Origin of the sequence: Serratia sp. (in: enterobacteria) (assembly GCF_046715635.1) — a bacterium.
Taxonomy (GTDB): domain Bacteria; phylum Pseudomonadota; class Gammaproteobacteria; order Enterobacterales; family Enterobacteriaceae; genus Chania.
The window spans coordinates 1-15,711 of the sequence record NZ_JBKJYW010000045.1 but is presented as its reverse complement, the minus strand read 5'-3'; the positions used below and the strand labels follow the sequence as shown (position 1 = coordinate 15,711).

The 15,711-nt window shown below is 50.3% G+C and carries 11 protein-coding genes; 9 read left to right on the top strand and 2 right to left on the bottom strand.

What is annotated here, in order from left to right; all coding sequences use genetic code 11:
• The first annotated feature begins 39 nt into the window (after positions 1–39).
• The gene (locus ACLQ7H_RS02225) at positions 40–2,115 is read left to right on the top strand and encodes an AAA family ATPase (protein ID WP_411751256.1); all 2,076 of its coding nucleotides are present in this window, start codon (positions 40–42) and stop codon (positions 2,113–2,115) included.
• The gene (locus tag ACLQ7H_RS02220; protein ID WP_411751255.1) at positions 2,108–3,400 is read left to right on the top strand and encodes an McrC family protein; all 1,293 of its coding nucleotides are present in this window, start codon (positions 2,108–2,110) and stop codon (positions 3,398–3,400) included. The genes ACLQ7H_RS02225 and ACLQ7H_RS02220 overlap by 8 nt, the downstream gene beginning before the upstream one ends.
• Before the next feature lie 21 nt (positions 3,401–3,421).
• On the opposite strand, the gene ACLQ7H_RS02215 is transcribed toward ACLQ7H_RS02220, so the two are convergent.
• Entirely contained in the window at positions 3,422–4,294 is an 873-nt protein-coding gene (locus ACLQ7H_RS02215; RefSeq protein WP_411751254.1) for a phosphorothioated DNA-binding restriction endonuclease, read from the bottom strand.
• A gap of 137 nt (positions 4,295–4,431) precedes the next feature.
• Positions 4,432–5,169, bottom strand: coding sequence for a LuxR family transcriptional regulator (locus ACLQ7H_RS02210; protein WP_411751253.1), 738 nt, complete (start codon positions 5,167–5,169; stop codon positions 4,432–4,434).
• A gap of 586 nt (positions 5,170–5,755) precedes the next feature.
• Between ACLQ7H_RS02210 and ACLQ7H_RS02205 the strand changes: the two genes are divergently transcribed.
• From ACLQ7H_RS02205 to ACLQ7H_RS02175, 7 genes are all read left to right on the top strand, one after another.
• Complete coding sequence (locus tag ACLQ7H_RS02205; protein ID WP_411751252.1) at positions 5,756–7,747, top strand: DUF4132 domain-containing protein; 1,992 nt, start codon at positions 5,756–5,758, stop codon at positions 7,745–7,747.
• A gap of 657 nt (positions 7,748–8,404) precedes the next feature.
• A complete protein-coding gene (locus ACLQ7H_RS02200; RefSeq protein WP_411751251.1) occupies positions 8,405–8,989 on the top strand; it encodes a helix-turn-helix domain-containing protein in 585 nt (194 codons plus the stop codon).
• 191 nt (positions 8,990–9,180) lie between these two features.
• Positions 9,181–9,777 (top strand): common pilus major fimbrillin subunit EcpA, encoded by a 597-nt coding sequence (gene ecpA, locus ACLQ7H_RS02195; protein WP_411751250.1) that lies wholly within the window; start codon positions 9,181–9,183, stop codon positions 9,775–9,777.
• A gap of 64 nt (positions 9,778–9,841) precedes the next feature.
• Positions 9,842–10,525 carry a hypothetical protein gene (locus ACLQ7H_RS02190; protein ID WP_411751263.1) on the top strand — a complete coding sequence of 228 codons (684 nt, stop codon included), beginning with the start codon at positions 9,842–9,844 and terminating at the stop codon, positions 10,523–10,525.
• A gap of 71 nt (positions 10,526–10,596) precedes the next feature.
• Positions 10,597–13,125 (top strand): CS1-pili formation C-terminal domain-containing protein, encoded by a 2,529-nt coding sequence (locus tag ACLQ7H_RS02185; protein WP_411751249.1) that lies wholly within the window; start codon positions 10,597–10,599, stop codon positions 13,123–13,125.
• Between the two features lie 12 nt (positions 13,126–13,137).
• On the top strand, positions 13,138–14,736 hold the full coding sequence (locus ACLQ7H_RS02180; RefSeq protein ID WP_411751248.1) for a fimbrial protein: 1,599 nt from the start codon (positions 13,138–13,140) through the stop codon (positions 14,734–14,736).
• A gap of 8 nt (positions 14,737–14,744) precedes the next feature.
• Positions 14,745–15,425, top strand: coding sequence for a hypothetical protein (locus tag ACLQ7H_RS02175; RefSeq protein WP_411751247.1), 681 nt, complete (start codon positions 14,745–14,747; stop codon positions 15,423–15,425).
• The last annotated feature ends 286 nt before the right edge of the window (positions 15,426–15,711 follow it).

The following is a 15,711-nucleotide window of genomic DNA, read 5'->3' as shown; positions in this document are numbered from 1 at the left end:
CCAAACATTAACCCATGCTACCGCAAAGGAAACATCGTGATGGATATCGTTGCTAGTGTTGAAGCAGGCAAGCTGCCTCTCAGTGAATTGATTAACGCTCTGGCCGAGTACAAAAATTATACCGATTCTGAGTGGAATCAACGATATCGTGAATTTACGCTGTTGCTCCAACAAACCCCAACATTTACCGAACCTGAAACCGATGAGCTGGTTAAACGGCTTTGGTATGAGCGTAATAACGGCATCGCCAGTATCCGCCAGGGGGTACCGTCTCTGGCGGAATTCCAACAAAGCCTGCCACTGCTAAGGGAATTGACTGAGCGAATTTATCGCCAACCTGACGAGCAAACTTACCAATATGTAGGTGCGGCGTTACAGCAAGCCAAGGAAACCGGGCAACTCAAGCGTATGTACTGGAGTTTGAGAAATCGTGTCTTTGCGGCATTTTCCCCAGCTACCTGTACCAGCACCGTGGATGAGAATGCTTTTACCAGAGCGGCCACGTTCCTGAATGAACAGTTCAGCCTTGGCCTGTCGCTTGAAGGAAGCTGGCTGCAAAAAAACCATGAACTGAAGCGAGCCATCAACGCGAAGTTACCAGGTGCTGATCCTTATTACGTCAACATGGCGATCTGGCATCTCTATGAGTTGCTGCGTGAACGCGATACTGAGCAAAAACAGGAGAAAGCGGCCAGCGATACCTCTGCCGTGGGTAATGCATCAGTGGGAGTTCAGATCCCGCAGTATTCACCAGTGAATATGATCTATTTTGGCCCACCGGGCACTGGAAAAACCTTCACTTTGCAGCAGAAGATGGAGGAGTACACCGCTCAGGCAGCGCCAGCCGATCTTGATGCCTGGCTAGATTCCCGCCTTGAGTCCCTGAACTGGATGCAGGTAACCGCACTGGTATTGCTGGATCTCAATAAGCGCGCCAAAGTTCGTCAACTGACGGAACATCAGTGGTTCCAACGTAAAGCGCTATTGAATGGCCGCAGCAGTAATTTATCGCAAACCGCTTGGGCGACGCTGCAATCCTTTACCGTGCCGGAGTCTACTACTGTCGCCTACAAGGGCCGACGAGAACCCGCTATATTCGACAAAACTGCTGATAGTGAGTGGGTCTTGGTGGAGTCACAGTTAGAGCAAGTGGATGAATTGCTTTCTCTTTATACCGAGTTAAAACACGGTCCAAAAACGGCTGAGTCTATTCAGCGATTTGCCGTGGTCACTTTCCATCAGTCTTATGGCTATGAAGAGTTTATTGAAGGTATGCGGGCACGTGCCGATGAAAGCGGGAATATCTCTTACCCAATTGAGCCTGGTATCTTCATGCGCCTTTGTCAGCGTGCGAATGCCGATCCGGCGCATCGTTATGCCATATTTATTGATGAGATCAACCGTGGCAACATCTCCAAGATCTTTGGTGAGCTTATCTCGCTTATCGAAGTAGATAAGCGTGCGGGCATGGAAAATGCGATGAGCCTACAACTGTCGTATAGCGGTGAGGCATTTAGCGTTCCCAGCAATGTCGATATTATCGGTGCAATGAATACCGCAGATCGCTCGCTTGCGTTGATGGACACGGCGTTGCGCCGCCGTTTTGACTTCGTCGAGATGATGCCAGATCTCTCTTTGCTGAGCGGTACTAAGGTCAAGGGTATTGAGCTCGAATCGTTATTGGAGAATATCAATAGCCGCATTGAAGCGCTTTACGATCGCGAACATACGTTAGGGCATGCGTTCTTCATGCCGGTAAAAAAGGCACTCGATGCCGGTGATGAAGAGGCTGCGTTTAAACAACTTAAGGCTGCCTTCCAGAAAAAGATCGTTCCGCTGTTGCAAGAATACTTCTTTGACGACTGGAACAAGATCAGGTTGGTGCTGGCCGACAATCAAAAGCAAGACGATGACTTGCAGTTTGTGATTGAGAAAACTGACGATCTGGATACGCTTTTTGGTAGCAATCATGCCCTACGGCGTCATGAACAGCAGTCGACGGCGTATTATCTAACCGCTTTTGATCAGGAAGTCTGGAATAAGCCGCAGGCTTATCGTGCGATTTATCAACCGCAACAATCCACCCTTAATGTGCAGGTAGCACCGCATGGGTGAGGTGATCTCGGTTTTTGAATATGATCTGTTGGGGGTTGGCAAGGCCGTTTCGGCTGGTGCAACCCCTATCTCACAGGAAGTATTTGATTATCTGGAATCCCTTAGCCTGACCAGCGAACAGGGGAGCCAATTTATCAAATTCACCTCTCGTGCCGGTTACAAGCTGCTTCAGGTGCAGAATTACGCGGGGATGCTGTATACGCCCCACGGTCTACAGATTGAAATTCTGCCCAAGGTTGGCAAAAACCTCACGCGTGAGCGTGCGCGGGAAACGCTGCTGATCATGCTGAGCCATCTGTCTGGCTTTCGGCATATTCAAACCCAGCAGGCTACAGTTCAGGCACAGCGAATGCCGTTGCTTGAGATATTTATCAACCAGTTTTTGTACAGTGTCAGCCAATTACTAAAACAAGGTTTGCGCTCTGACTATGTGAATGAGCACGGCAATTTGCCCTTTATGAAAGGCAAACTGATGCTCTCGGCCCAGTTACGCCATAACGTAGTGAACCGCCATAAATTTTGCGTCAATTATGATGATTACTTACCCGATTGCTCGGCCAACAGGCTGCTGCACTCGGCGTTACATAAGCTATCTAGTTTGAAGTTATCATCTGATAATCAACGTTGGTTGCAGGAGCTCCGTTTTGCTTTTGATGGCATCCCGTTTAGCCGAGATGTCGAAAGTGATATAGCGAGTTTACGCTTGGATCGCGGTATGGCGCATTACCATGAACCACTGGCATGGGCGCAATTGATACTGAGCGGGATGAGTCCGAGCGCCCTACAAGGGGGTACCAAAGCATTGTCGCTGTTGTTCCCTATGGAGGCGGTGTTTGAGTCTTTTGTCGCACAAACCCTTGCCGATGAGTTACCGCAAAATCTCAAAGTGAAATCGCAAGCAGCAACCTATTCATTGGTGAAGCATGGGGAACAGGATTGCTTTAAGCTACGCCCGGACCTATTGATCCAATCCCGATACCCGGTTAAAACCAGGATAGTACTGGATACTAAATGGAAGCTGATCAATAGCCGTTCACAACCGCAATCACTGTATGGACTGTCGCAGGCTGACTTCTATCAAATGTTCGCCTATGGCCAAAAATATCTTGCTGGCGTTGGTGAGATGTACCTGATCTATCCAGAGCATGACGATTTTAACCGGCCAATAGCTCAGCATTTTGCCTTCTCGAATACCTTGAAGCTGTGGGTTGTGCCTTATCGGATCACGGCAAAGCGTGGGCAAAGAATGATGTGGGCACACGATATCACTGTTGCATATCAGTAGTAGAGATATCGCCGTGTTACCTCACCCCTTAAACACCTGCCCTTGATGCCACTCCACAAACTTATCCAAAGGATAATGTTTGGCGATCTTTGGCAACCTAATTGTCTTCCCAGCAAAATCCCAGAACAACTGATCGATCATATGGGTACCGTTCACACCTGCTGAAACCAACAGTTTCATGCTGTCGTCGAGCCCGATAGCTCCCATATCGAATGCAGAGTGGTGCAATGAGCACAGCGCTAATCCGTTGGTCACGGTGCAGGGGCCACCGTGTAGCTTCCATTTGATATGCGCCGCCTCTAAGCCAAAGGGCGTAGTGTCGTGCTGCAGGTTGTAGCCACACACCGTGCATTGGTAGTTATAGGCACGCAATATCGTTTGCCGGAATGCTGGGTCACGTGCTTTACGTATACCATCGAGCCGAAAGTCCAGTCGGTTGGCTATCTGTTCCTGAACGCTGTCGGGGAAATGCTCACACAGGATTTGTTGTGCAAGCTTGTCGATCAGAGCGGGTTGGCTGCGTAGCAACTGGTAGCTCTCTTCGTCGAAGCCGCCGCTGACGCCATGTTCGATAATCTCTCGCTTTGGCGGCTCTTTGCTGCCTTTCTGTGGGCTGCAAAGTTCCGTGTTCCGCAATTCCCAGAATCCGTCGCCACGTAAACGCCAGAACGGCATGGTGGGGTAATGGTCACGCCGCGGTGGGCCGAAGCCATGGAGTAATGCCAACAGAGGGGCGTGGATCTCTTCGCCGTAATTGAACAGCCGCTCATGCCCCTGCTGATATTGGGATAATACGTACAACAGCAGTAACGGCTTATGCGGTGCACGCTGATCGCCTCTGCGCCATAGGGTCAGATGAGAGATGGCTGTTTGCAGTTCCTGGCTGGTTTTCATCGGTGCATCCTGCGGGCATAGGGAAAGGTTGCGATCATGCTCGCAAAATGAAAGGGATTCAACAGTCTCTAAACAAGCATCAGCCGTTCAGCCCCCATCTTGCAGACTTTCTTGCAGGGTCAGTGGGAGTCTTTATTTCATCGTGCAATCGGTTTGACAAGCTGCCATTCGGCCCCCAGCCTGATGGCGTGTTTGGCATTGGTCACCCCCATCTTTTTCACAATATTGCCAATATGGAATTTTACCGTACGGATCTTCACGCCTAGAATAATGGCAATTTCCTGGTAGGTTTTACCCATGCTGGCCCAATAGAGCACTTCGTTCTCCCGTGCTGACAGCGGATCTTTTTCAGCGTTGGGATTATAGCGATTATTACGCGCGGTTTCCCGCAGCCGGGTGGTGATGCTTTCGTGGACGTTAGCCAGCAGCATCTGCAAGCAGGCTTTGTTAGGGTGTATTTGGCCCTCTATATCAATGGATTTACTGCCATTGAGCGTCAGCGACAGCATCGCCAAATTATGACTGTGGTCATGCAATACAAAGGTATAACCAGTGGTAATATTATAATTCTTGGCATGGCTGAATATTTCTGCGGTTTTTTGCCTTGAGCTTATTGGCGTGCTTTCATCCCAGGGAAATGGAGAGACTCTTTGCAAGGCGGAGAACACCACGGGATCGAGACATTGGTAGTTTCTTTCTTTATAAATATCAACCCATTGGCTTGGATAATTGGTGTTTATCAACGTCTCCATGGGGTTTTTCTTGTTCAGTATCATATAGGCGAACTTGAAATCGCCAAATTGCGCTATTTTTTTACCCAGATAGTTTTTGCATGCACCGTTATCATCATGAGTATCAGAGAATAGTGTCGACATCAAATTACCTCAGCTTGAAATAATAACGTCACTGCGATTTCTTTACTTCAATAACGCACCGGGCAAAAGCGTACTCTCGCAATATACTGGCTGGCTAGCAAGTTAGGATAAAAATAGCAAAAAAAACCTGACCTCGTTGGGTCAGGTTGCCACGTTGGCCAACACCAGGGAAATTTTTACTGCCGTTATCTTAAAGCCATTTTCTTAGTAGAGGCAAGCGCTCAATGCCGGATTTTGGCTGTCTATCACCATTATGGTGCTTAGGAATAGTATTGCCTCACGCTGTGCATTGTGGCGGCATGGCATCTGCATTGATATTCGTGCTTCTAACGTTCGCCGTTATTCGATGTCGTCACCCAAGGGAAACGCGGGTTATTCACTCTTTTTTGATCGTTATTTGATCAGTCTTATACCTGGCTTGCTAGCGGTAAACTCCTGTACACGACCGCATAATAATCATATCGAGTCCGCGTTATTGCTATTCTTCAGCAATGCGCCGATCCTGATGTCAGTCGCCCGGCTCACCGTTTGGCCATCAATCTGTGTGAGCGACCACCAACAATTTTACAGGGACAGTAGCATTCTAATGAGTGAACAACAGAGCATTAACTGGCTGATCCTGCTGGACCAGCATGTTGATAACGCCATCAACAACCCGGATCAGATCTATGCCATCTCGCCTGAGACTTTGGGGGGTCTATGGGCGGATATTCTCGAAAACCAGCGCAATCCCTCTTCCACGATGGATAACCTGGCAAATCTGCTCTATAGAAAGGTCAGGGAACAGCAGTTGCAGCCCGTCTTGGATAACGCTGCTGCGTTGCGGGTTCTGCCGCTGGCGCGGGATTGGCAAGAAATGGTCAGCTATCTGGGCTGGCTGTCGGAGCCGCCCGTACCGGCATTGACCGATTTTATGGGTCAGCAATTTGCTAACGAGCAGGCGCTTGATCGGCAAGTGTCACGGAACGGGCGCTATGGGTGTGCAATTATGGCGTACTTTAGTGGGGCTGCGGCACTTGAGCGTTGGCAGCAGACGGTTAACGAGCAATTTAGCGATCAAAGCTTCATTTTGCTGGAAGCCTCGTTTATCCCCAGCTTGTCCGCCAACTCCCGCTTTACGCTATTTTCCTTTGGGCAAGGCTACTTTAAAGCCGGGGAAGAGGATCCTGCACGCCAGCTAAGTGAGGACCCAACCTATTGCTCGTTTGCTTTTCAGGCATTAAACCAGGCCATTGCCCACCTGGAGGCTATCCATAACCAACCGGCCACTTATCGCGCCGACGGGGCATTCTCTGTAGATGAAGCGCACGTCATCGCTCGGGCGGCGCGGGTTGCGGCATGGCGTGATGAAAGTTGGTTTGCTGCAGCCTTCCCGCGCTTGTTGGCGTTGGTCTGTTCTGCACCCGGCGAGGCCAAAACGGTGCCTTCGCAGTCGCTGGCAATCGCACTGGGTCATGCGATAGAGGGTATCCCTACGCCAGAGAGCGTGCTGGCGCTTCAGCATTGGGTGGAAAAGGTCCGCCATGCTGGCGTACAGAAAAAATTAAAGCGTAACCTCAAGCCTGCGCAATTGGCTTTGGCTATGCGGGGTGAATATGCCTTTAGAAACCTTTCCGCGACAAAAAATAAAAAGCAGCGCGAAACCCTATTGAGGGTGCTGGAAAGCGGCATCTATTGCGATACGCACTATGCATGGCAAACCTGGCAGCAGGCGGTAACGCAATTTGCTTGGGTTAACGAGATTAGCTGCCAGTTGATTTGGCAGGTAGAGTCCGCCGCCGGGGTTTATCATTCAATGATGCCCACGCCAGAAGGGCAGTGGATTGATTGCTGGGGTAACGCTTGTGCGGTGCCCGATCCATCACGGATACGATTATGGCACCTGCTGCAGGTTTCCCCTGCTGAGCATGATGCCTGGCAAGGCAGCATGGTACGGCTGGGCATTGAGCAACCCTTTAAACAGGCCTTCCGTGAAATCTATTCCGTTGCCGCCATGCAGGATTTCTCTGGATATATTCTGGATCTGCAAAAGTTGGTGGGGCTGGCTCGTGCCGAAGGGTGGAAAGTCAATTATGACGCCATAGAACGCTGGTTTGGCGGCCATCTTTTCGTTTTTAGCCTGCATACGACGCTATTTCACGGCGTACAGGGGCAAGGGCGTAGCGGTGAACTGGTTGGCTACCGCCAGATCAAGGGCCGCCGCGAGCGGATTGCCGAAGAGCAGATCCCTGCCGTAGTGCTTTCCGAAGCGCTACGCGCGGTCGATTTACTCGTCAGCATGTCGGCCCTCGCCCGGGGTGAAAACGATGATGAAACGGGCTTTACCTCCATGAAGGAGGCCCTTGATGAACGCAAAGCGTGCGTGGAGCAGTACTTTGCGGATGAGCTCGCCAGCCAGCGCCTGCAGCTTTGCGGTCATTATGCTCAGGTTGGCGATAAGCAGGTTCATTTAACCACCGGGCGAGTGACGTGCCACGGTAAGCCGGTGATTTTGCCTTGTTCCCGAGTGGAGGAGGCCTGTGGCGACCTTTTGTCGGGTGAGATCGTTGCGTTGCTGAATAGATTGTTATCACGGTAAACCGCAACCTGGTCTTCAGTGAGAATTGAAATGTCAGGCCTCTAACATCCGGTTAGCGGCCTTGAAACCGCTCTCAAACGGGCTCCATTGAGATAAAACTGATTTATTTTCCCTGAAAAAGTGATGTTAGTCACAAATAAAAGCCCGAAAATCGGTCATTAAATAGTCATGTTGTTGCTGTTATGTTGCATTTTTGTATATGTTAAACAAAGTGGAATAAGACTATTCTTGCTAATGAATTAAGCAACCAGATTTACCGTTTCCTGTATGGAAATGTTCTTGATCACCCCTCTACATTATTTGTCTATTAATCCCCTTTATCTACCGCTGTGCCTGTGATTTTTTAAGAAAAAGCTTACTTTTAAAAGGGAATTAAACAAAGAATATTCTTGATTTACTATAAGCTGCCTAATTAACGTTTTAAACTAAAATATATACTATAAATCCTAGGTTGTTCCGGTGTGGATAATAACAATTTGATAGGTTATGACGATTGGTTGTTGGCTTTTTGATCGTTTTAACCGATTTTGAATGGCGGTTTATAGCCTTTAATATCGTTTTTTAAAATTAGGAAAGAGCTTAGTTTTAGGAAATAGTATTCTGCTTATCCAACGGCGTAATGGAGTTGGTGAATAATGAAGAAAGGAAGGGATCCTTATGCTAAAAATAGTAGATTTCGGGTGTCCGCCGTGGGGCGGGATCTCATCAAAAAGACCTTTAACCTGGCCAGATACCAATAAGTATTTCCATGAAGGTATCATAGGCTACTGTGACTCAGTTAATGCCCCCCCAGAACAACTCAAAGTCGTATTTATTGACTTTCAGTTGTCTAACCTGCGCCTCTTTCTAGAGCAGGATTGGCTAATGTACTCCGCTTGTAATCGTGTTGTGCTGGTAACAGACAGCTACCTGCTGCCCTTAGCAAATTACTATAACAGTATGTTTCGTCAGGTTGATTCGGTGATCCAGAGAACGGGTAAGTCCAGTGACATTTTCGCTAAAATCGATCATGTTATTGCTGGGGAAACGGTATCTTCAACATCGCAAATCAGGCTGTCCTCTCGCGAAATATGTTTATTACGTACTCTGATCCGTGGTGTCACCGTGGGTGATCTCGCCAGCAAGTTGCAGCTTAGTCCTAAAACAGTTTATGCCTTGCGCCATAATATTTTGGGCAAGATGGGCTTGACTAAAATGAATGATATTTTCACTCATGCATACATGATGTCAGATAAGCTGTAACTCCCTTTTTATATAAATATCAATGATAAATAAACTATGTGATAAATGTGTATCATAGGCTTTTCATCAGTTAATGGTTATAGGACCCATTCGAATATTTAGTTTTCGAATGCGCCCTTGCGTCGCATTTATTGTGCCACGCCAGTCAATATTGGCGGGAAATTAATTGATATAAATAAAGGAAGAAATTTATGAAGAAGTTAGCTCTGGCTTTGATTGCAGCTTCAGCGTTGGGAACAATTAATCTGGCTAATGCGGACACTCGTACTGCGAATGCGACAGCTTCATGGGATGCAAAAGCGATTAAAGATACCAGCAGCATGCTGGTGGTGACCCCACTGAAATCACTGACCTTTAACTACGCAGAAGGTCTGGAGCGTTTCAATACTCAAGACGGTGCGTTTGACATCACTATTGCCGGCCAGTCTGGCGCCAGCGATTTTAAACTGACCTCTAAAATCATCTCCAACACCCTGAGCCGCACCAGCGATGACTCTGCGCTGACCGTGGGCGTTAAGTGGAACGGCAAAGCACTGTCTGAAAGCAGCGACATGGTGATGGTCGATACTTCTGCAGGCATCAGCGCGGGTCTGTCTGCACTGGCTGTACCAGGCGCTTATGCCGGTGCTAATCGCTCCAGCACCCAGGGTGTGTTTACCTTTGACATCGCGAAAGCCACTGTTGCTGGCACCGACACTGCGTTCAAAGACCTGACCGACGGTTACTGGGATGGCAACGTGAACGTTGAGTTCACCGCGACCTGGGACGGTACCTTCACTGCAGGCTAAGTACTCTGATATTTTAACGTAGTCAGGATCGGGGGGAATAGCCCCGATCCTTATGGAACGCATGATGAACCGATGGTTTCCTACGCTGATGTGCTCAGCACTATTCTATTGTACTCACGCCGGTGCAATTAACGTTGGCGCGATTACCTCAATGATATCCTCAGGCCAAAGCGTTATCGCCAAGGAAGTGATCAATACCGTGGATGATGCTCGCTTGGTCAGCCTGAGGATCGAGCGTATTTCCTCCCCGATGGAAGGTGGCAAAGCGATCCCGATGGAGAGCAGACAGGAAATCATGGCCACGCCAGCCAACCTGATTTTGCCCGGCCAGGGTAAAGATGTTTTCCGCGTTTTTTATTCCGGCCCGAAGGACGATAAGGAGCGATATTACCGCTTAGTCTGGAATGATAATCCGGTCACCGAAGAAGGACTCTCGAAAACGCGTAAGGCAGCCGCGGCGACCACCTCGGCCACTATTAGTACCATTCTGGTCGTCACTCCTCGGCAAGACAAGTTCAATTATCAATATCGGAATGGTGTTGCTTATAACACTGGTAATAGCTCTTTCCGCGTGGTGGCATTTGGCCCCTGCAAGCAGCCACAGACCGATGAAGAGAAAAATAAAGGGTGCCGTGAACGTTATTATGTTATGCCGGGATTAGGTGTGCATTTGAAATTTGTTGATATCAATAATAAAAAACTCAGCGTTGGCATTTGGCACAACGACGATTATATCAACGTGAAATAACACCTTCTGTTCATTACCTACATCGTGCGTGTTTTCCAGGTGTGGAATAGAGGCGTTGTTTGGGGAAGCAAATGGGTAATAATTTCATCTTAAGGACAAGAACCAAGGTCGTTGCGCTATGTGTTGCTGCGGCTCTGATGTCTATGCAGGCCAACGCCAGAAACTTACAGGATGTTCGTTTAGGAAATTATCTTATCCCTGGTGTATTTGGTCAGGCTCTGACCGAGGGGATGACCATTCCTGTCCTGCTACGTTACAAAGGCGGCGATCAACAACAGAAACAAAAGGTTGCGGATGCGCTGGTGGTGCTGGAAAAGGACCGCCTGATGATAAAAGATATTACGCTGGTGGAAAGCTCCGAAGGTGCCACGCTGGCGGAGACTACCCAGATATTGATCACCGGCCTGAAAGATCGTTTCTTTGAGCAAAATACCCATATTGCCGTTTCGGCCGATGCCGATCTGAACCTGAATATTCGCTCATTCGTGCTGACGCTGGACGTGAGTGAAAAAAGCCTGGCGACTGCCATTATCCCCCGCATGAGCCTGTTGGGCATATCCTCGGTGCCGCATTTCAGCTCGGTGCTGAACTACGATCTCGGTGTTTATCGATCGCAGTTAAAAAAGGGCGAAAACACCTCGAATAACTATTTGACCCTGGATAACACCTTCGGCTTCGCGGAGCATCACTTCAATGTGAACGGCTCGTTTTATGGTATTGGGGAGTCTGAGCAGGATCTCCAGCTTTACCGTGCCATGTATGAACGGGATATGAGCGGACGCCGTCTGGCCTTTGGCCTGGTCGATACCTGGAACCTGCAATCGTTGGGCAGCCTGTCGGCGCTGAACACCAGCAAGGTGTATGGCGTCACCTATGGCAACAAGTCTGCTAGCCAGATCCAGAACAACCAGCTTTCACTGACGCCGATCACCGTGTTTTTACCCAGCGCGGGGGAAGTCCATATCTATCGCCAGGGGCGTCTGTTGAACATTCAAAACTTCCCGATGGGCAGCTTTGAGGTCGATACCAGCCACCTGCCGTACGGGATCTATGACGTTGATGTCGAAGTGGTGATTGACGGCAAAACTAATTCGCGCATGCGCCAGACGATCAACAAAGCGTTCTCCGGCAATGATGGCGTGGCGCAAGAGCTGAACTGGCAGCTGTATGGCGGTTACGTCAATTATGACAACCGCAGTAGCCGCACCAACGGCAGCAGTACCAATGAAACCTATCTGGCTGGGGCGTCGGGGGCGATGTCGATCCCGGAAATTATCAAGATCGCCTCGGTCCCGGCGATATTGGGTCTGTCGCTACAAACCTCGACCTACACTTTTGACCAGAAGGTGGTGAATGAAACCTCGGTCAACCTCAACGTAAACCAGTTCGCCAGCCTGGGATGGCAGGGGCTGCTGTCACAGGGCGGGCGCTATCGCAATATTTTAAGCGCCAGCTTCGCGCTACCGAAAGGCGTGGGCAGCCTATGGGGCAACCGGGAAAAGAGCCATATCGGTAAGGGGTTGCCGGTCTATGAGTCGGACAACTATTCCTATGGCGGCACCCTTAGCCTGAGCCGGTTCTTTGAACGTGGTGGTCAACTTACGCTGAGCCGCACGGTGGATAAGCGCGATCGCAGCACCTCTAACAACCTGGAATACTCCACGGCGCTGTTCTCCGGGCGTTATGGCACGGTCAACCTACGCACCGGTATCCAGCGTTATCGCTATGGTTACCAGTCCAATAGCACCAATCAGCGCTATATCTCGCTGGACTTCTCGTTGCCGCTGGCAGCTTGGTTAAGCACCGGTGTGTCTTCCAACAATGGCAACGTGCGGGCCAACCTGGCCGCCAACAAGAGCTTTGATGACTCAGCCTTTACCTCTGCCGGCTTCAACCTGGCCAAACTGGTCAAGGATAAGCACAACGGTGACAGCGATTATTCCGCCTCTGGCTATGCTGCCTTTGATACCAAATACAGTGCGGGCACGCTGTCACTCTCACGGCCGGACAACAACCGCCTCAATGGCAACCTGACCGCCCGCGGTGCAGTGGCCTATAGCGATAAGAACTTTGCCGCCAGCGGTATTCAGGAGAAGTCCGGGGTGTTGGTGAAAACCGGCTTTGTCGACGATGCGGTACTCTCGGCCCAGATCAATGGCCGCAGCTATCCGTTGAGTGGTGCGAATAACTTTATCCCGTTGCCGCCGTACTCGAGCTACAAGGTCGAGTTGATGAACGACAAAAACTCGATGGACAGCTTTGACATCGTCAAGGGGCGGACCCGCAACGTCACGCTGTATCCGGGCAACGTCGCCGTTTATGCGCCGGAAGTGAAACAGCTGGTGACGGTGTTCGGCCGTATGACCACGGAAAACGGCCGGGCGATCGCCAATGCTGCTGTGCGTAACCACATCGGTAAAACCACCACGGATGCGACGGGCGCCTTCTCGATGGACGTTGATAAACGCTACCCGAGCGTGTCATTGACCATGCCCGATCGCGGCATTTGCGAAGTGGATCTGGATTTGGCCAAGGCCAAGGGCGTGAAGTGGGTCGGCGATGTGGTGTGTAGCGTACAGAACATTCTGGCACAACGTTAAGGATAGAATTTGATGAAACAGCGTAATCTTTACGGGCTGGCAGGGGCTTTGCTACTGGCCAGTTCCGCCAGCCAGGGAGCCAGCGGTAGCAATGCCTACGTCTTTGTTGAGAACCAGATCGATGGCGAATACTTTATCGCCGCAGACGATCTGAACCCACGCTTTACCGGTGCCAACCGCTTTACCAAGTACGCGGCTAATAATCAGGAAAGCCTGGGGTATATGGGCTATTCGTTGTCCCCCAGCATATCGACCAACACCTATGCCGATATCTGGCTGGAGGACTCCCCGATCGACAAACCCTTTCTCGGCAACCGTTGCAGGAATGACTTTTCCCGTTGCCCGGGTACGGGTTATTTGCCAGCAGAATACTTAGGAAAAGATGGCGCGTATCGTATCTTCAGGGGCAATGCCAATGGGGAGAGTAACTATGCGCGCGGTATTTTCTCCGATTCAGCCTATGAGTATTTTAACCGCATTCCGGTAGGCCGGGTTGAGACCTATAAGTACCGTTGGTGCTCAACGACCGCGTACTACAATCCGGCACTTGGGCAGACCTGTTCTTCGGTAGGGGGCTCGCTGGGAAGACACGAGATCACCATTACCAAGGAGGGGCATATCCGCCTGGAGTCCACTAGCGCCCTGCAGGAAATCTTTATCGACAGTAATGGCAATCCCTCGATTGGATCGGGATCGTCGCTTTGCTCCGTGGGTTACATCGGCTCCACCAGCGGTATCATTTGCAAGCTGGTTTCTTATCAATTGACCGGCAGCACGCTGTCGCCGATGCGTATCAATTTCCAGGTCAATACCGCCGCATTAGGCTTTACACCGCGTGCTAATACCATCCGTATGAGCCCCAATGGTGCCTCCGGCTGGGTGAACTACGGTGACAGGACCCGGGTTTCAGACTTAATCAAGCCGGGCCACAGCGGTATCTATGTGTTCTTTTCACAGGTATTCCTGAAGGAACTCATCAATCGCGGTGTGGATCTGAGCCACAGCAAGAAATTCTTCACATTTTTATTCACCAACACCCGCACGCCGCAGTCTGGGTTTTACGAGTTTTCTCCTTCCAATACCATCCTGCTGATCCCGCGCGATTATGGGCTCAGTATTATCTCCAAGGATTTGGTACTTAATCCAAAGCGCGAAGGCAAAGTCGGCAGCAAAGAACCGCCGATCGTATTTGACTATCTGGTGACCACCTCTGGGCCAAGGCAGGCTGATAGCATTACCGCGCAGGTCTACGGCCCGGCGGGGCAGGTCAGTGGCCGCCCATACTGCGTCTTTTCCTCCCCCGACGGTAAGCTCCAGGTGCCATTCTCGGCCTATCTGGCTTATACCAACGACGTCGGGCAAGTCGTCCGCACGCGTGCCAGTTGTGATGATGTGCCTATTAGCTTGAATGCGGCGCGTTGGGTAAGAACCGCTTGGCCTGTTCCCTCGCACAACGACGGCAGTTTTTATCGCACCGATTTATCGCTCAGCTTCCCGATGAATGAGGGCCATTCGATGTGGAGCATGGATGGGCGGGATTGGATGGGGATTGTCAGTGCCACGGGTGAGGTAAGGGTCAGGGCGGTCTGGACCGGCCCTGATATCCATTAGGACTGAAAATGATGATAAGGCTAGGGGGGTGGTTAGCGGGGCTGATGCTGGCGTTTCCGGCGCAGGCGATTTATCTCTCGTCCGGCGTATTTACTCTGGAGAGCGATCGCACCTTCTTCTCGCGCCAGTGGGTTAACAACACCAAAGAGACCAATCTGTACGTGATAGGTGCCTATCGGATTGCCAAACCGGGGGTTGATGAACAACCTCAACCGCTGGAACAGGGCGAACTGCTCTATACGCCACTGCGCAAAATACTGGAACCAGGGAGCCTGGAGTATTTCAAGATCTTCTACCGTGGCCCAGAGGACGATCGCGAGCGCTATTATCGTGTGGCGATCCAGGAGATCCCGGCCAATGCAATGGAGATGCAGGGGGAGGGTAAGACGCCCCTGGTTTCCCCTACGGTGGCGCTTGATACCATTTTGGTGATCCGCCCGCGCAAGATGCGTTTCACTTATCACTATGATCCGCAGGCCGGGGTGTTGAAAAACACCGGCAATACCTATTTTCGCGTGATGATCCATCAGAGTTGTGATGGGCAGGATGACAGCGCCAAGGTGTTCAATCTGTTGCCGGGGGAAAGTTATCGTGGAGCCGATCTGCGTGGGCAGCACCGCAAGTTTATTGTTGGTTTCAACAAATACCTACGGTTGGGGGAGCAGTGCTTCGAGCAGGGGCTGGAGTAGGATTTTCACCCCTCACCCCAACCCTCTCCCACAGGGAGAGGGAGCTGATAGCCCCTGCTCTTTTGGAAGTAAAAAAGCCATCTCAGCAAACTTGTTCACCTCCTCATCCAAGGTGAATAACTACAATTTAAGAGATACTCTATCGGTCCCCTCTCCTTTTGGGCTGTCTCTTATACACAAATCCCCGGCACTTTTGCCGGGGATTTTTTGAACCTTTTTCCCGTCTGTTGATCTCTCTTTATATTCTCCTCTTCCATGGTTTTTAGTATGGTACTTTCTGATTGTT